This is a genomic window from Salinispora sp. CH2A1_6, assembly GCF_056820975.1.
In genome coordinates this window covers 807,084-822,210 of the sequence record NZ_JBXEDG010000003.1, presented here as the reverse complement: position 1 = coordinate 822,210, position 15,127 = coordinate 807,084, and the positions used below count along the sequence as shown (strand labels likewise).

The following is a 15,127-nucleotide window of genomic DNA, read 5'->3' as shown; positions in this document are numbered from 1 at the left end:
TATAGACTTAACCGTACGATGGTGTGGCAGCAACTACTGAACCGCCGTAAGGGAAGTTACCATGCGCAATAGTGCTATCCCGCACCTTTTGGGTGCGGTTGCGGCCTGGTCGATATTCGTCGCACAGGGGGTAGTTGTCTACTTCGGGCTGATCGCCTTCGCGCTGTGGACCAATGCACCGCTAGGTGGTCCGCTCGGCGGACTAATGATGGTGTTGCTTGCGGCCCAGCTGGGCGCCATCTTAGTGCCATTGCTGTTCTTCCCAGCCAGCTTGGTCGGCGAGGTCGCGACGAAGCACGCACGCCTCTTCCTGAAGTTGCTGACCACATTCGCCGTCGCCGCCGCGCTGGCCACGATCTATGCTGCCGTCGTGGCCGTGGCGACCGACGTGTCGGCAACCGGCACAATGTTGGCGAGTCTCGGCAGTGTGGTCGCTGTGCTCATCCCCACCGTGATCCAGGTCGTCGTTACTCAGGCCATTTTGAGGGCGAATTCAATGCGGCGTCATGTCCAGTCGCCAGCACTCGCCTCGGTTAGCACCTAACCCCATCTGGGTGGGGCGCATGTCGTGAAACTGCGGCGAGACGATATCGCCGCAGCCGCCGGTATGGCATCGGCCCGGCTATACCAGATCCTCAACGGGCACCGATGGGCACGGACGAAGCGGCCCCCGTCCTACAGATCGGAGCGCTCGCGTTGCAGGTCGGCGTCGGCCGGGACGTCACCGGCGGTACCGCATCGACGACCCTACCCGGCGTGTGCTGCATGGTGGCGTCGGTGAGCCGCTGCCGTGCGATCTGGGCGTAATGGTTGGTGGTCTCGATCCCGATGAACGGGTGGCCAGCGGCGGCGACGCCGGTGGAGCCGGAGCCGGCGAAAGGGTATCGGGTGTGGCTGGGTCGGCAGGACTTGCCCCAGAACTTCCGACGGTAGTAGCCGGAAACCGACCGGCTACCCCGCTGCGGGGCCGAAGTAGTAGCCGCCCGGCAGGGGGAACGCCACCGGTGATCCCGGAGCCGGCACGCCGAGCGTATGGGAAAGCGGCTGTTCGGAACGCCAGGTACACCCTGATCTTGGCATACGCCAGCTTTTACCTGGTGGGCCGGAGGTACCACCATGCGAACCACACCGCCACGATCGCCGGTGACCCGCTACCGCTGACTTTGCCCAGCTCACGGGCACCAGGCGGCACCCGATGAACCCGGGCCACCCGACCGAGCCGCCGGTGCGGTTCGCCGATGCGAAAGAGATTAACCCGTTCCAACTCCTTCTCGATCTTCATGACCATGCCGTCGCTCTGACCCCGGAATCCGGACTCGATGACGTCCTGGCGGAGCTGGCGTTGCCCGCTGCGGTGGTGTCCTGGTGGACTCGCTGGCAACCCTCGACGATCCACTCCGCTTTACGGGCGGGCGCGGACCTGACGGACATCACGAAGCGACCGGTCTCGACGCGGGTCACGCCGTCCGGCGGTGGCGTCGATGGGCTGATATCCAGACGCGGCTGGACATCGGCGAATGTCCGTCAATGGACCCCGGACTGACGAGTCCGGGGTTGCCCGTATTCGAGTTGGCGACGCCGGCACGTTTCGGGTAGAGGAAAGGTCGACCCGGTCGATTTTTCCCGGTAGCGCCTGCGTCTGCTGAACCTTCTCCAGACTGAACCTTTTCCAAGCTGGTCTTGCAGCTTAGGCTGAGTGCGATGGGCCCGGTGACCGATGAGCGCAAAGCCCCAGTCAGGACAGCGTTGACCAATACTCAAGGCCTGTCCGGGAGCCCTGCCATGCTTTCCTACCCGCCACGGCCCCATTGTCCAGCCGCACTCTGAACTACCTCGCCGAACGCATTCGGGCCACCGCACCCAGCACGGGTGGGTCTGCTGCACCGATTGGTGACAGTTTCAGTCACGCGGCCTGGCTGGCCGGTGGGTCATGATGGTCTCGTACTCGATAGGGGTCAACCGGGACAGAGAGTGTTGTCGTCGGCGGCGGTAGGTCCGCTCGATCCAGGTCACGATCGCGGTCCTGAGCTGCTGGCGGGTGGTCCAGGTCCGCCGGTCGAGGACGTTGTTCTGCAGCAACCCGAAGAACGATTCCATGGCGGCGTTGTCGCCGGCGGCGCCGACTCTGCCCATCAACCCGGTCAGGTGATGCTGGTGCAGGGCGTGGACGAACTTTTCGGCTGCGAAACCTGCCTGGGTTCAACCGGTCGGTGTGCAGCACGCAGCCGGCCACGTCACCGCGGCGGGCTACAGCGTTGTGCAACGCGTTGACGGCCAGCCGGGACTTCATCCGTGAGTCGATGGAGTAGCCGACGATCCGCCTCGACCACACGTCCTTGATCGCGCACAGGTAGAACTTGCCCTCGCCGGTGCGGTGTTCGGTGATGTCAGCCAGCCACAACCGGTTCGGGCCGTCGGCGGTGAAGTCCCGTTGCACGAGGTCGTCGTGAACCGGTGGACCGACCTTGCCACCCTTGCCGCGCTTCTTGCGCTTACCGAAGGCGCTCCACCAGCCATTGTCCGAGCAGATCTTCCACCCGGTGCGCTCCGCCATCGCCTGGCCGGCGGCGCGGGCCTCATCGACCAGGAACCGGTACCCGAACTCCGGGTCATCGCGGTGGGCATCGACCAGGGCGTTCGCGCGATGAGCGGCGACGAGTTCGGCGTCACCGACGCCGCCGGCCGAGCCACCGATAGTAGGGCTGACGAGCGATGTTCAATACCCGGCACGTCACCGCCACAGGGATCCCATCGGCGGCCAGCTCACTCACGAGCGGATAGAGCCTCTTCCCGGCAGATGCGCCTGCGACAAGTCAGCAACGGCCCGACGCAGGACCTCGTTCTCCTGCTCCAACAACCGGACCCGCTTGCGGGCCTCGCGCAGCTCGGCTGACTCGCCACTGGGCGTGCCAGGCTTCGCGCCGGCGTCGATGTCGGCCTGACGCAGCCACGTGAACAGCGTCATCGGGTGGACCCCGAAGTCCTTCGCGATCTGCTCGACCGTCACGCCTGGCTCGCGATCACGAGCCACCCGCACGACGTCATCACGCAACTCTCGGGGTAGGGCTTGGGCACAGCGACATCCTTCCAGCCCGCCCACAGGGCAAGCCAACTCAGATGTCACCTACTGCTGCAGCAGACCCGCCGCGGCCATCGGGCTTCATCTTGTCGGGCTTGCACGGGCCCTTGCTCCGCACACACCACCAGATTTTACTCAGATTCGCCCTTAAAGCACATGCTGATTCCCTCCACAGTCACCGAACTGCGCCAGATTCGGGCATGATCTAGAATTCCCTGCAGCTGACGGTTCGCTCTGACTGGTCGGATAGCCGCGCCCGCAGGACGTCGATGCTGTCAGCCCGGCACACCTTTCACGACACCTGAGCTCCCAGCCCCGCGCTCTGACGGGTAGCCCGACCTCCCACCAACTACTGCCATGTTGACGATCTCGAAGTCCTCGAACCTGACTACGGAGCGGCCATGAGAGCCTCCACCGGCTTGGAAAATCCTAAATTGACTTGGTGGCGTAGCACGTCGCACCGAGGCTTACTTATCGGACTAGTCATTCTGTCCCTGCTGGCAAGCTTGCTGCCAGCCAATCCGGCGCGAGCTGAGGAACTATCACCTCCTACTGTTGATCGGTCGCCAGTGGTGCAGGCGTGGCTGGCCGGGGGTTCTCAGGTCCGCACTGCGGCGGAGCGGGCCCTGATCGGTTCGGATGAGGACGTACAAACGTTCCTCGATGAGGGTTGGGGGCAGGCGCAGCGGCTGGACGAGCGTGATGCGTTGGTGGCGGTGATCGCTGAAGGTGGGCCGTCGCTCCGGAGGGCCGCGCAACAGGCGCTAGCCGCTGCCGACGACGGTGATCACTACGCTATACAGACATTTCTGGACTCGGGCTGGGAACAGCCGTCGAACATCGATGCGCGGATACGTGTGAACCAGATGATGGCGGCTGGTGGGGATACGGTGAAGGCTGGCGCGGAGGAAGCGCTGAAATCGCTGGATCCGTCCATATGGCACGAATTTCTGGAATCAGGTTGGCAGTCGCGGTGGCTGTTAGATCAGCGGATTCGGGTCAACCAGGCGATGGCCGCAGGTGGGCCGCAGGTGAAAGCAGCAGCTGAGAAGGCGCTGAGGGCCGGGACACCCGAGGCGTTCGAGATGTTCCTGGGCTATGGATGGTCAGTGGCGGCGGCCCGGGACCAGGAGACCGACACGCTGACGTCGCTGCAGGCGCAGGCACAGGCGCAAGGTGATTTGGCCGAGCAGGAGACGCAGCGAGCCACGGAAGAGGCGGCGCGGGCGAAGGAAGCCGCGGAAGCGGCTCGTCGGTCGGCTCAGGAGGCTGCTGCGGCGACGGACGCGGCGAGGCAGGACACGGCTGAGGCAGCGGCGCAGGCGAAGCGGGCCGCGGTGGCCGCGCAGAAGGCGGCGGCCGCGGCGAAGGTGGCGGTGCAGGCGGCGGCGTCGGCGAACCGGGCGGCGCGGGCGGCCGCGGCCGCGGCACAGCGTGCGGCATCGGCGGCAGTGCAAGCGGATCGGGCGGCGGCGAAGGCGTACAAGGCCGCGGCGCAAGCAGCGATCGATGAATCGGACGCCGACGCGGCGCGGGAAGCTGCGCAGGACGCGCGGAGCAAGGCCAAGCTGACGCGGGACCTGGCCACAAGTGCCAATCTGGCTGGTCAGGCCATCCAGGCGAGTATTGAAGCGGTGGACGCTGTCGAGGCGGCGGCGGAACAGGCGGAGCTGGCAGCCAAGGCCAACGATGAGGCAGCCCAGTATGCCAACGCCGCCGGCGCGAACGCCTCGGCGGCGGTGGCGGCGGCCAAGCAGGCGCGGGCAGACGCGGACCGGGCGCTGCGCGCGGCGAGGGCGGCACAGAAGTACCTGAACGTGGCGGTGCAGGCGGCCTTCGCTGCGCGGGACGCGGCGAATCGGGCGGCGCAGCATGCCGAAGATGCAGCCGACGCCGCGATCGACGCGGCGAACCATGCCGGTGACGCGGCGACGGCAGCCCAACGCTCAAGTGAGGCGGCGAACGCAGCGAGCGTAGCGGCACAGGCGGCAGTGGAGACCGCCAGCCAGGCGATCGAGGTGTACGAAGCGGCGCGGGAGGCGGACACCGAGCGGCTCACCGTTTTTCAGGACGAACGTGTCGAGACGGCCCGGGAAGCCGCCGCGCTGTACGACGAGGCACAGGCCGCGGCCAAGTGGGACGCGCTGCAGGCCGAGCAACGGGGCGCGGAAACCGACCAGCTGATCGCCGAAGCTCTGGATCCAGCCACCGATCCCGCAGCCGCGTTAACCGCGGCTCGTAAGGTCGCAGTGAACCTCATGCACGCCTCCGGCGTCTGGACGCGGCAAGCCGCGCAGGCCGCGCTGGGTGGCAGTGACGCCCAGGTCATGGAGTTCGTTCGGACTGGCATCACAGAGGCAGCCGGGCAGGACGACCGGATTGTGGTTGCCGAACTGGCGATTAGCGAGAACACGTCGCTGGGTGACGCGGCCCTCGCGGCATTAGAGGGCAGTGACGCGGAGGTGTCGCAGTTCCTGCTTACGCAGGACTACCCCGGGCGATACATCCAGGACCGGATCAAGGTCAACCAGATCATGGCCGCGGCGCGGAACTCCGGCGATACCCACCTGATGCAGAAAGCGCAGGAGGCCCTCCAAGACGGGGACGGGCAGGTACTGCGCACGTTCATCGCATCCGGCCAGTACAACGCGGTCGCCATCGGTCAGCGGATCAAGGTCAACCAGGTCATGGCCGCCTCAGAAAGCGGCCCGGAGGTCAAGACTGCCGCACAGATTGCCCTCACTGGGCCGCCGCCCGGGCTCCACAAGTTCCTCACCGAGGGGCGCTACGCGGCCGCTGAGCGGGACCAAAGCACCGCCGCGCACCTGGCGGTTGTCGCCAGCCTCGTGGAGCGGATCAACGAGGTGGCCCAGAGCGCGCTGCAGGACGCGATGAACGCGCAGGCTGTCGCGGCCGAAGCTCGCGACGACGCGGCAGCCGCGGCGGACTACGCGAATCAGGCCACCGAGTCGGCGCAGGCCGCGGCCAACTACGCCACGCAGGCGTCGCAGTACGCCGATCAGGCGAATAAGTCGGTGGCCAAGGCCGAAGCTGCGGTCCAGACCGCCAAGCTGGCGGCTAATCAGGCAGTCGGCTCGGCACGCAGCGCGATCCGCTCTGCTTCTTGGGCGATTCGTTCTCATGAATGGGCAGTCCAGTCCGCCAGGGAAGCGCAAGCCTCCAAGCAAGCTGCGTTCGACTCCGCCATCGCCGCTGGCGAAAGCGCCGAGAAGGCGATCGACGCAGCGACGGAGGCATACAAGAAGTACCAGGCCAACCTAGCTAGCGATATATCGATATGTATTGCTGAATACACCTCAGCTGGGGAGGGTTGGGACAAGCTCCTGACCGGCGAATCGGGTGACGCCGCCGAAAATTGCGCCCGCAACGCCGTCGGCGACCCGGCCGAGTTGGCCCGTCGGGCGTACATGAACTCCGGATACTGCAGCGTTTACATAGAGGGCAGTATATATCAAAAGAACTGCCTTGCCTCGGTGCTGTCCCCTGATTTCAAGGGTGACCAGATCCTGACCGTTATTACCGATATCCTTAATGGGGTCACCGCCACCCTGGTCCCAGCAGTTGGGGCCCTCGCGATCGGCTGCCTAGCGACGGTCGTCTGCGGCGTGGTAGCCGGCACCCTATATGGCATCGGCGCAGCCGGATACAACATCCACCAATACATAAACGGTGACCAGGACCTAGCCGAAACCCTCCTGAACCTGGGCGTCCTGGCAGCAGAAGCCCTGGCCTTCGCCGGAGCCGCAAAGCTGGTCAGCATCGGCTTCCAAGCCGCCAAACAACTCTATACCATCAGCCGCGCCGCCAAGCAAGCCGAGTTGCAAATCTCCCTGACCACACTCGCCTCTGCGAAACTCAAGGGCTTGACATCGTGTTTGACTGACAGCAACAGCTTCGCTCCAGCCACCCCGGTCCTGCTGGCCGACGGCACAAGCAAAGCCATCGCCGACATCCGCGTAGGCGATCAAGTACTAGCCACCGACACGCTAACCGGCAAAAATCACGCCCAGCCAGTTACCAACTTAATTGTCAATACCGACACCGAGCTAACCAACCTGACAATCCAGCAAGCATCAGGTGAGCTTGCCGTTCTAGAAACCACCCCTGCACACCCCTTCTGGACACCAGACCTCCAACGCTGGACGGATGCTGCCGAACTCACTCCTGGCACCGTCCTACATACCACTGAAAACGACAGCGCGCGCGTCGTTGAGGTTCACTCATTCCCGGGCCACCGGACGATGCACAATCTCACCGTCCATCGCACCCACACGTACTATGTGCTCGCCGGCAACACACCGGTCCTCGTACACAATTCCGGCCCCTGTGGCATCTTCGAGAACCAGCTTCCAAAGGCGCTGGACAGGGAATTGGCTGCGGCTGAAAACCTCGGCGTCGTCGTTTCTACGCCGGGCAGCGCAGCCTTCGACGCCGCGATATCAGGTGGAAGGGTTAAGTGGGCAGTGCTTAAAGATGGAAGCCTTGTAATTCAGCCGAAACACGTGGACGGTATTGAAATATCACATGCTGTTTTGAGCCGTGGAAATCCCGTTCGCGCAGCGGGCGAGGCCGATATTGCTGGATCATCGTCGTCGGGATACTTTGGTCTGGATATTAACAATCACAGCGGACATTTCCTGCCATCCGCGGAAAGCCTGCAAGTTGGCCTCGACGCATTCGCGAAAGCGGGGATCATATTCTAATGATCAATTTGGAAGAGTTGGACAAGCTTAGTGTCCACGATCTCTCCACGTTTCTTGTCGAGCAAACGCCTACCTGGACCAGCATTCAGCCTTCTGAATGGCGTTCTATTCTCGAATTATTCACCTCACGGCTGACGTATGCTGCCGATCGGCAGGCAGTGATCCGAGACTTGCCACTGTTCCGTCGTGCATATGAAACCCTGATCGAAGCCGCCTGTGACGGTGGTGCTATAAACCAGCGCGAGAGTGTTTTGCACCTTGTCAACCTGCTCGTGGCTTTTGCTACAAATTCAGACTCTGACGAGCAGGTTGACGACTTGGCCGCGGAGGCTAAGCGTGTCGCCCTAGAGAACATGCCAATGTCGCTTGAGTCTGCTCAGGTTAAAGTTCGGGACTGGCGCGCGTTACCGATAGAAGAGATTCGAGATATGCGGTACGCGAAGAACCTATTGACTCCGCTCGGCTCAATCGCGAATCGAGGTCGCCACGAAACATGTTCGATAAACTTCGAAGCTTGGATGGACCTACTGCCATCCCTTCCGTAGTTGCGCCTCGTGGCCGGGTTTTCCAGATTACCCACGAAGGCAGGACACATACCCAACTGTGGCCCCAGGCGAACGCCGCCCAAAGCAAGGGTATCGCCTACCGACTCGAGGTGTTGTTCCAAAATGTTCAGCACGTATGCGCACCCTTCATGCTGCGTGGCCTCTCGCTCCGAAGGGCCACACACGACGAGTCGAACCGCCTGATCAAACTACATGGGCTGGAGGTCGATCCCAGCTATGGCCTCTATCTACTATCCCGCAGCCACGACTGGTTCATCGTCTCCGCCAAGCCGATTTGGGCCGAGGTAGACCTTGATTATAATGACAAACCAGTATTCTGGTCGTATACAGGCCGGGAGGATATCGTAATCTCCATGGGGACAATAGAATAGCTTACTCGAACCCCGGTCAACCTACCCGCCGAGCAATAGCCGGCGGGTAGGTTGCGTTTGCGATCTTGATTCAGAAGCTCCTTGGTGGGTCAACGAAGTTGGCTGACGCCGTTGGTCTGTCCGGGGTGGACCCTAAGGGACGTCTCGTAACTCGGTGGAGGCGTTGTGTGACAATGGCGCTGGTGTCACCCGGCGAGGATGATGTTGTGGAGGTGGGCGATGCCGGATGCGGTGTCGGTCAATGTGTGGGCGGCGCGGCGGTAGTCGCGCAGGATCGTGAAGGTCTTCATGCGGGCCAGGGCGTGTTCGACCTGGGCTCGGACGGTGCGGTGGTGCCTGTTCAGGTCCTTCTTCCAGTCGGGTAGTTCGCTGCCGTCGGCGGGTTTGCGGTACGGGATGATCACGTCGGGGTTGCCGCGGTAGGCGCCGTCGGCCATGACCGGCCGCCCTGCCAGCTTCTGGTCGATGCCCGAGGTGCGGTAGACGATGGTGTCGTTGCGGTTGCCGGGTCGCGGGTCACCCAGGGCCACGACAAGGCGGGTGTGGGCGTCGATAGCGACCTGCAGGTTCGTCGAGTAGCGGTAGTTCTTACTCGGGGCGGCCAGACGGTGGTCGCGAGTCGGGACGAGGGTGCCATCGACGATCGCGATCTGATCAACCCGGCGTCGTCGGACCGGCGCCAGGGCCAGCAGCGGGCCGAGGGTGTCGATGACCCGGTGCGCCGCGGAGTGCGACACCCCGAACAGCGGACCGATCTGGCGCATCGTCAGGTTCGTGCGCCAGTACACGGCCACCAGCAACACCCGATCGGCGAGGTCAAGAGACCACTGCCGGCCCGGCCGCCCGTCCGCGATCGCGTCACCGCCCCGCTCGGCGACCAGCCGGACCACCTGAGTTGGCTCACGGTTTACGGATCTTGAGGGCGGCACGGCTGTGAACTGCGGCGATGCGCTCGGGGCGGGTCGTTTTCACGCACTAACTTGATCTTTAACCTGGATCGATTTGTAGTGACCCTGGCTGATCATCCCGCAGCCCTTGGTTGATCATTCTTCTTGTCGGAGGAAGAGGATCAGGACCAAGGGCTGCGGGATGATCAGTGTGCATGAGGCCGGGCGCGTGAGCGCGGTGGGGGACCTCGCGACGTTTCGTATGGAGTTGCATCGGTGTCTGACTGCCAGGGCTGATGCGTTGTTCGAGTTGGCTGATGCGGTGTTGTGCGCGGATGGGCCGGTGCGGTCGTTGCCGGCGTTGTCGCTGGTGGCGGAGCCCCGTCGAGGTCACGGCGCGTTGTACGACGCGTTGGGTGCTGGTCGGATCGATGTGCAGCGGTTGCGGACCGTGGTGGCGTCGACGCCGATTCCACGGGCCGCTGACGGGCGGATCGTTCTGGCGGTGGATGTGACCTGCTGGCTGCGGCCGGAGGCGCACACGGTGCCGCAGCGGATCCTGTGTCACACCTACGGGCGTGGCAAGGACCAGCACATCGGGGTGCCGGGCTAGCCGTACTCGTTTGTGGTGGCCCTGGAGTCAGGGCGTAGTTCGTGGACCGCGCCGCTGGACGCCATCCGCCTCAGCCCGGGTGCGGACCTGGCCGCGGTCACCGCCGAGCAGGTGCGCGCGGTGGTGGACCGGCTGATCGCCGCGGGGCACTGGGAGCCTGGTGACCCGGCGGTCTGGGTGGTGATGGATCCGGCTACGACGCCGCCCGGGGTGGCCTGGCTGCTACGCGACCTGCCGGTACGCGTGCTGGCTCGGATGCGATCCGACCGGGTGCTACGCCGCCGGCCAGGGCCATGGATAGCGGGCCCCAAGTGCGGCGGGGATCCGGGCCGACGTGGAGCACCGTGCTGGTGCGCCGCTGACCTCCGACTATGCGGCGTTCCTCGCAACGTCCGTTGTTCTCGGCATCTCCGCCGTGGCTGCCGCCCTTACGTGGCTGATCGTGTTCCATGTGGACCGGCGCGCTAGGGAGGTCGATGAGATCCGTGCGTACTACGAGGCTCGACAGGAGCGGGCCATCCGGCAGGCGATGGAGCTTTTCCTGGCGGAAGGCGACGCGACCGCCCGCACCCTGATGGAACAGGTCCAGACTGTGACCAGCGGCACCACGGACGGAGCGACGGTCTCCCGGCTTCCGTCGCGGGGCTCGGGCCGCAGCTAGCCCGCTTCACAGTTTTGGGGGTGCGACCGCGTTGACGCGCCCCCAAAATTTTTGGGCCTCGTGCACCTGCGGTGCACCTGGACACCAGTTCTAGCGATCTTTGCTCGCCTGTTCTACCTGGTGGGGCGGGCGGGACTTGAACCCGCGACCGAGGGATTATGAGTCCCCTGCTCTGACCAGCTGAGCTACCGCCCCGGTACCGCGCTGGATCGTACCCGCCTGGTTGATCATTGGCCAGCTTGAACCAGCTTCCCCCTCGGTCACGGCGTCAGGCGCTGTAGCACGATGGGCAACGCGAGGATAACAGTGCGCTCCCGGCCTACTCGGCCGAGGAGCCGTCAGGCCGCCGACCGCAGGTACGCGAGGACCGCGCCGGCGGTCCGCCAGCCGCTGGCCAGCGCCCCCTGGATCGACGGGCTGTCCCGGTGGTCGCCCGCGACGAAGAGGCCGTCTCCGAGTGCGACCGGCCGCCGCAGCCGACCCTGCGGGGGTGGTGCGGCGGGGAGCGCCCCGGCGATGGTGACGGTGCTCAGGTGCGCCCAGTCGACGGTGGACTGTCCGTAGAGGCGGGCCAGCTCGGTTCGGATCACCGGCTCCGGCGGTACGGTCGGACCCACCACCGAGGTGGCGATGAGGTGCTGGCCCTTCGGCGCGTACGTCGGGGAAGCCTGGCTGACCACAACGGAGTTGGTGATCAGTTCGCGGCGGTCACCGTCAACGAGCAGAATCGGCTCCGTCAGCGGCGCTGTCTCGGTGGCGTGGTACCAGGTCGTGTAGCTGTGCATGCGGACCGTGGGGAGCCCCGGCAGCAGGGTGGTCGCCGTGGGTGGGTCGACCGCGACCACGACGGCCCGGGCGGTGATGGCACCGGCCGGGGTCCGCACCCAACCGGGCGCGACGTGGTCGACCGGGGTGTCCAGGTTGATCAGGTCGGCGGGGAGCGGGGCGGCGATCGCGTATGGCAGCGCGGCCATTCCCTCGGCGGGCAGGCCGATGCGACCCCGGACGAAGGAGCGCAGCACCAGCGCGAAGACGTGACTGGAGGTCTCCAGCTCGCGTTCCAGGAACACACCGGAGAGAAACGGCCGCAGCAGCTGTTCGATGATGGTGTCGGAGAGGCCGGCGCGACGCAGGGCCGCCTCGGTGGTGGTCTCCGGGGCGTTGAGTAGCTGCCGCGCGGGCAGCGTGGCGGCGCCGGTGGCGAGTGCGGCGAAGCGGAGTCGGTCGCGCAGCGACCCGACTCCGGCGAGCAGGGTGGCGGGCGCACCGACGGGCTCGCGGAGCGGGTTGACCAGTCTGCTGCGGGTGTCGCCGTGGCGCACCAGCACCCCGGGGACGAGGTACCCGAGGTCGAGCTGGTTGACGTCCAGCAGGGTGCCGAGCCGCGGGTAGGCCGTGTTGAGTACCTGGAAGCCCCGGTCGAGCCGGAATCCGTCAACGAGGTCGGTGCCGACTCGGCCGCCGAGCCGACCGCTCGCCTCGAGGAGCCGCCAGGGTACCCCGGCGCGGTGCAGCCGGCGCGCCGTCGCCAGCCCGGCCAGGCCACCACCGACGATCACCACGTCGGTATCAACCGGCATCGCGCGACTCCCGCTCTCCGTCGGTCCGGGCCAGCCGGCTCGGCCACCAGATCTTCGACCCGATGTCGTACGCGAGGGCGGGCACCAGCAGCGAACGGACGACGATCGTGTCGATCAGGACTCCCACGGCGACCGCCACCCCCAGTTCGATGAGCACCACCAGCGGGAGTACGGCCAGTGCGCTGAACGTCGCGGCGAGCACGATGCCGGCGGAGGTGATGACGCCGCCGGTGACGACGAGCCCGTACCGCACTCCGGAGCGGGTACCCCGCCGCACCGCTTCCTGCCGGATCCGGCTCATCAGGAAGATGTTGTAGTCGATGCCGAGGGCGACCAGGAAGACGAAGGCGAACAGCGGGAAGGAGGCGTCCACCCCGGGGAAGTCGAAGAGGTACTTGAAGATCAGCGCGCAGAGGCCAAGCGTGGCGCCGTACGAGAGCAGCACGGTGGCGACGAGCAGCAGCGGGGCGAGCAGGGCGCGCAGCAGCAGCGCCAGGATGACGGCGATGACACTGAGGACCACCGGGATGATGACGTTGCGGTCCCGGGTGGAGGCGTCGGCGGTGTCGATGTTGATCGCGGTGAGGCCGCCGACGACCGCGTCGGCGTCGGGTACGGCGTGGACCGCCACCCGTAGGTCGCGAATCGTCTCTTCGGCGCCGTCGGAGTCGGGTGCGTCGGCGAGGGTCGCTTCGAGCTGCACGATGCCGTCGACGACTTTCGGCGGCGCGGTCGGTGCTGCACCGCCGTCCGAATCCGAGCCGGCACCGGGACGGTCGGTGACCGGTCGTACCGCAACGACGCCGGGCGTCTCCTGGGCGACAGCGGCGACCTGCTCGGCGGTCTGCTGCCGGGTCAGGATGACGGCGGGGCTACCGGTGCCGGCCGGGTAGTGGCGGGCGATCGCCTCCTGGCCCGCGACCGAGTCCGTCTGCTCGGTAAACAGGTCGCTCTCGCCCAGGGTGGTCGCCCCCAGCTGGGTGAGGCCGAAGGAGAGCGCGGCCAGCGCGAGCGCGGTGACCAGCCATACCGGTCGGGACCGGCGGGCTACGAACCCCGCGACGCGGCCCCAGATGCCGTGTTCGGTCTGCGGCTCGGCGTGGTCGAGTCGCGGCTGGCGCGGCCAGAACACCCGGCGCCCGCCGAGCACGAGCAGCGCGGGTAGGAGGGTGAGCATCACCAGCAGGGTCGCGCCGATACCGATGGCGGCGACCGGCCCGAGTGCCTGGTTGGAGCTCAGGCTGGAGAGCAGCAGGCAGAGCAGGCTGGCGATGGTGGTGCCGGCGGAGGCGGCGATCGCTGGGGCGGCGCCGCGCCAGGCCGCCAGCATGGCGGCGGCGGGCTTGTCGTGCCGGTGTAGCTCCTCCCGGTACCGGGCGACCAGGAGCAGGGCATAGTCGGTGCCGGCGCCGAAGACCAGCACGGTGAGGATGCCCTGTGCCTGCCCGTCGAGGGTCAGGATGCCGGCCTCGGCGAGTCGGTAGACGATCGCCGTGGCCAGCGAGAAGGACATCCCGGCGGCGAGCAGCGGGAAGATCCACAGCACCGGGCTGCGGTAGACGACCAGCAGGATGAGGAGCACCACGCAGAGGGTGACCAGCAGCAGCGTGCCGTCGATCGCCGAGAAGACATCGATCAGGTCGGCGAGCAGGCCGGCCGGCCCGGTGACGTTGACGGTGAGCCCGTCTCGATCCGTATCGACGATGGCGCGCAGCTCCGCCACGACGGTGGCGATCTCCTCGCCCCGCTCGTCGTCGACCGGGACGATCAGCTGGACCGCCTGCCCGTCCGCGCTGGGGATCGGCGGCGGCAGCGGGCCGACCACGCCGGGCAGTTCGGCGATCTCGGCCGTGTCCGCGGCGATCTGCTGCTGGTCGGCCTCGGTGATGCCGCTGGTGCATTCGTAGACGATGAGCGCCGGGGTGGTCGGTTGGTCCACGAAGAGTTCGGAGAGGTCCTGGGCCCGGGTCGCCTCGGCCTCGGTAGGGAGGAAGGCGGCGTTGTCGTTGGTGCTGACCTCACCGAGTCTTCCGCTGTATGGGCCGGCGAGGCCGCCGACCACCAGCCAGGCGAGCGCGATAAGCAGGGCGACCAGCGTGCCCCGGCCGGCGGCACCTTTCCCGGACATCCGCACCCACCCGATGCGCCTTCCGACGCGTTAGGGATCTTGGTCAACGTCTCCCATCCTGCCCTCCGGCTCCGGTTCCGGTTCCAAAACCACCGGCAAGGGCCACTGTGAGGTGATGCGCCGGGCTGATCGGCCGGGCGCCGAAAGCGCAGGAAGCCCACCGGCACGGTCCGGGTGTTGAAAGTAAAGAAAGCCCACCGACCTGGGGCCGGTGGGCTTGATGGGGAGGGAGCTCCCCCGTTTGGACTCGAACCAAAAACCTGCCGGTTAACAGCCGGCTGCTCTGCCAATTGAGCTACGGGGGACCGCGCCGTCGCCCGACCTCCCGGGAGCTCCGGTTCGCCGTGCGACGGGACAAGAGTACAGGACTACCGGCGGTCGCAGTCGAGGGGGTTACCGCGCTGTTGTAGGTGCTACCGCCGGTAATCCCACCCAATATTCAGGATGTTCCGAATAAATCAGTGTCAGGGCACCCGGAGAGCAGCGCGAAGAGCAGGATGGGGAGTTAGCACGTTAGG

8 protein-coding genes, 2 tRNA genes and 5 pseudogenes are annotated in these 15,127 nt (G+C 66.0%); 7 read left to right on the top strand and 8 right to left on the bottom strand.

The genetic code is table 11. The features are described from left to right. Window positions 1–61: 61 nt before the first annotated feature. A complete protein-coding gene (locus AC1UKG_RS08740) occupies window positions 62–544 on the top strand; it encodes a hypothetical protein (protein WP_482642285.1) in 483 nt (160 codons plus the stop codon). A gap of 104 nt (window positions 545–648) precedes the next feature. Continuing rightward, on the top strand, window positions 649–807 hold the full coding sequence (locus AC1UKG_RS08735; protein WP_482642335.1) for a hypothetical protein: 159 nt from the start codon (window positions 649–651) through the stop codon (window positions 805–807). Here the strand turns inward: AC1UKG_RS08735 and AC1UKG_RS08730 are convergent. Beyond that, a pseudogene (locus tag AC1UKG_RS08730) lies at window positions 750–884 on the bottom strand (site-specific DNA-methyltransferase); the annotation flags it as partial. The gene AC1UKG_RS08735 and the pseudogene AC1UKG_RS08730 overlap by 58 nt on opposite strands. A gap of 15 nt (window positions 885–899) precedes the next feature. Further along, a pseudogene (locus AC1UKG_RS08725) lies at window positions 900–1,026 on the bottom strand (peptidoglycan-binding protein); the annotation flags it as partial. Between the two features lie 169 nt (window positions 1,027–1,195). On the opposite strand from AC1UKG_RS08725, the pseudogene AC1UKG_RS08720 reads away from it, so the two are divergent. After that, window positions 1,196–1,596 (top strand): annotated as a pseudogene (locus tag AC1UKG_RS08720) (hypothetical protein). A gap of 303 nt (window positions 1,597–1,899) precedes the next feature. On the opposite strand, the pseudogene AC1UKG_RS08715 reads toward AC1UKG_RS08720, so the two are convergent. Beyond that, window positions 1,900–3,091: pseudogene (locus tag AC1UKG_RS08715) on the bottom strand (IS3 family transposase). A gap of 557 nt (window positions 3,092–3,648) precedes the next feature. On the opposite strand from AC1UKG_RS08715, the gene AC1UKG_RS08710 reads away from it, so the two are divergent. Both AC1UKG_RS08710 and AC1UKG_RS08705 read left to right on the top strand, forming a co-directional pair. After that, window positions 3,649–7,803 (top strand): polymorphic toxin-type HINT domain-containing protein, encoded by a 4,155-nt coding sequence (locus AC1UKG_RS08710; protein WP_482642284.1) that lies wholly within the window; start codon window positions 3,649–3,651, stop codon window positions 7,801–7,803. Further along, window positions 7,803–8,348, top strand: coding sequence for a hypothetical protein (locus tag AC1UKG_RS08705; RefSeq protein WP_080644755.1), 546 nt, complete (start codon window positions 7,803–7,805; stop codon window positions 8,346–8,348). The genes AC1UKG_RS08710 and AC1UKG_RS08705 overlap by 1 nt, the downstream gene beginning before the upstream one ends. Before the next feature lie 577 nt (window positions 8,349–8,925). On the opposite strand, the gene AC1UKG_RS08700 is transcribed toward AC1UKG_RS08705, so the two are convergent. Further along, entirely contained in the window at window positions 8,926–9,669 is a 744-nt protein-coding gene (locus AC1UKG_RS08700; RefSeq protein ID WP_482642283.1) for a transposase family protein, read from the bottom strand. A gap of 160 nt (window positions 9,670–9,829) precedes the next feature. Between AC1UKG_RS08700 and AC1UKG_RS08695 the strand changes: the two are divergent. Together AC1UKG_RS08695 and AC1UKG_RS08690 are read left to right on the top strand one after the other, a co-directional pair. Further along, window positions 9,830–10,708 (top strand): annotated as a pseudogene (locus AC1UKG_RS08695) (transposase). Then, complete coding sequence (locus tag AC1UKG_RS08690) at window positions 10,599–10,901, top strand: hypothetical protein (protein ID WP_482642332.1); 303 nt, start codon at window positions 10,599–10,601, stop codon at window positions 10,899–10,901. The pseudogene AC1UKG_RS08695 and the gene AC1UKG_RS08690 overlap by 110 nt, the downstream one beginning before the upstream one ends. A 118-nt stretch (window positions 10,902–11,019) precedes the next feature. Here the strand turns inward: AC1UKG_RS08690 and AC1UKG_RS08685 are convergent. From AC1UKG_RS08685 to AC1UKG_RS08670, 4 genes are all read right to left on the bottom strand, one after another. Continuing rightward, a tRNA-Ile gene (locus AC1UKG_RS08685) sits at window positions 11,020–11,096 on the bottom strand. A gap of 143 nt (window positions 11,097–11,239) precedes the next feature. After that, window positions 11,240–12,481 (bottom strand): NAD(P)/FAD-dependent oxidoreductase, encoded by a 1,242-nt coding sequence (locus AC1UKG_RS08680; RefSeq protein ID WP_018815529.1) that lies wholly within the window; start codon window positions 12,479–12,481, stop codon window positions 11,240–11,242. Next, a complete protein-coding gene (locus AC1UKG_RS08675; RefSeq protein ID WP_482642282.1) occupies window positions 12,471–14,609 on the bottom strand; it encodes an MMPL family transporter in 2,139 nt (712 codons plus the stop codon). The genes AC1UKG_RS08680 and AC1UKG_RS08675 overlap by 11 nt, the downstream gene beginning before the upstream one ends. Before the next feature lie 232 nt (window positions 14,610–14,841). Next, window positions 14,842–14,914: transfer RNA gene (locus AC1UKG_RS08670), tRNA-Asn, on the bottom strand. Window positions 14,915–15,127 lie beyond the last annotated feature (213 nt).